The following is a 2,055-nucleotide window of genomic DNA, read 5'->3' as shown; positions in this document are numbered from 1 at the left end:
CCGGTCGGCGCCGCCCGCGTCGCCTTCAAGAACGGCGAATACGTGCTGAACCCGCTGGTCGACGATGAAGAAGGCGATCTCGACCTGGTCGTCGCCGGCACCCGCGACGGCGTGCTGATGGTCGAGTCCGAAGCCAACGAGCTGTCCGAGGAAGTGATGCTCGGCGCCGTCATGTTCGGCCACCGCAGCTTCCAGCCCGTCATCGACGCCATCATCGAGCTGGCCGAACAGTGCGCCAAGGAGCCGTGGGACCTGCCGGCGCTGCCGTACGACGCCAACGCCATCAAGGCCAAGCTGCTCGCCACCGTCGGCGAGGACATCACGGCCGCCTATACCGAGCGGAAGAAGCAGGACCGGCACACCAAGCTGGACGCCGCCAAGAAGAAGGCGATCGAGACCCACGGCGAGGAAATCGCTCCGGAAGCGATCGCTTCCCTGTTCAAGGAGCTGGAGAGCGACGTCCTGCGCGGCGCCGTGATCGACACCGGCCGCCGGATCGATGGCCGCAGCACCACCGATATCCGCCAGATCGTCGCCGAGGTCGGCATGCTGCCGCGCGCCCACGGTTCCGCACTGTTCACCCGCGGCGAGACCCAGGCCCTCGTGGTCGCGACCCTCGGCACCAGCCAGGACGAGCAGATCATCGACGCGCTGGAAGGCGAGTACCGCGAAAGCTTCATGCTGCACTACAACTTCCCGCCCTACTCGGTCGGTGAAGCAGGCCGCGTCGGGTCGCCCGGCCGCCGCGAGATCGGTCACGGCAAGCTGGCATGGCGCGCGGTCCGTCCGCTGCTCCCCACGAAGGAGCAGTTCCCCTACACGATGCGCATCGTCTCCGAGATCACCGAGTCCAACGGCTCGTCCTCCATGGCGACCGTCTGCGGCACCTCGCTGGCGCTGATGGATGCCGGCGCTCCCCTGCCCCGCCCCGTCGCCGGCATCGCGATGGGCCTGATCAAGGAAGACCGCGGCTTTGCCGTGCTGTCCGACATCCTCGGCGACGAGGATCACCTGGGCGACATGGACTTCAAGGTCGCCGGCACCGAGAAGGGCGTCACCGCCCTCCAGATGGACATCAAGATCACCTCGATCACCGAGGAGATCATGCGGGTGGCCCTCGATCAGGCGCGCGGCGGACGGCTGCACATCCTGGGCGAGATGGCGAAGGCGATCGGCGGCGCGCGCGACGACGTCAACCAGAACGCTCCGCGCATCACGATCATCAACATCCCCAAGGAGAAGATCCGCGACGTGATCGGCTCCGGCGGCAAGGTGATCCGCGAGATCGTCGAGCAGACCGGCGCCAAGATCGACATCGAGGATGACGGCACCGTCAAGGTCGCCGCCGTCGACGGCAAGGCTGGCCAGGCCGCCATCGACTGGATCCGCGGCATCGTCGCGGAGCCGGAACTGGGCGTCGTCTACACCGGCAAGGTCGTGAAGGTCGTCGATTTCGGCGCCTTCGTGAACTTCCTGGGCTCGCGCGACGGTCTGGTCCACATCTCCGAGCTGAAGAACGAGCGCGTCGGCAAGGTCGCCGACGTGGTCAAGCAGGGCGACGAGGTCAAGGTCAAGGTCCTCGGCTTCGACGATCGCGGCAAGGTCAAGCTGTCGATGAAGATGGTCGATCAGGTCACCGGCGAAGACCTGAGCAAGAAGGCCGAAGCCGAGTAATCGAGCTTCCCGGATCGCGCCGCTTCCTCCCACGCCGGGGGGAAGCGGCGTTTTTCGTTTCAGGTCACGTACGCCTCAGACCCGGTACGCGATCCTCAGCCCGCCCCAGTGCCGCCCCTTGACCACGATGGGCGCCGAGACGTCCTTCATCAGCTCGAAGGTGCCTCCCATGTCGCGCCGGTAGGCCTGCAACAGGAACGGCTCGCGGTTGCGGCCGGCGCCTAGCCCGACCCGGTCGTTGAACATGCGCCGGTTCCTGCTGTTGGCCGCATTCCACTGGGTTTCCCCCGGCCGCTGGGGATGGCGGTACTTGGTGTTGTGGGTCGGAAAATAGCCGTTGCGGTCGGTCGCGTTGCAGAAGACCACCCTGTCCGACATCTC

1 protein-coding gene and 1 pseudogene are annotated in these 2,055 nt (G+C 66.5%); one reads left to right on the top strand and one right to left on the bottom strand.

Annotation, left to right across the window (positions count from 1 at the left end; all coding sequences use genetic code 11):
- The coding region (gene pnp / locus AC5JJ6_RS11485) for a polyribonucleotide nucleotidyltransferase (protein WP_496042158.1) at positions 1-1,674 on the top strand (1,674 nt) is incomplete at its 5' end.
- A gap of 75 nt (positions 1,675-1,749) precedes the next feature.
- On the opposite strand, the pseudogene AC5JJ6_RS11480 reads toward pnp, so the two are convergent.
- Positions 1,750-2,055 (bottom strand): annotated as a pseudogene (locus AC5JJ6_RS11480) (methyl-accepting chemotaxis protein); the annotation flags it as partial.

The organism is Skermanella sp. (genome assembly GCF_059503625.1).
This window is presented reverse-complemented; position numbering and strand designations above follow the sequence as displayed.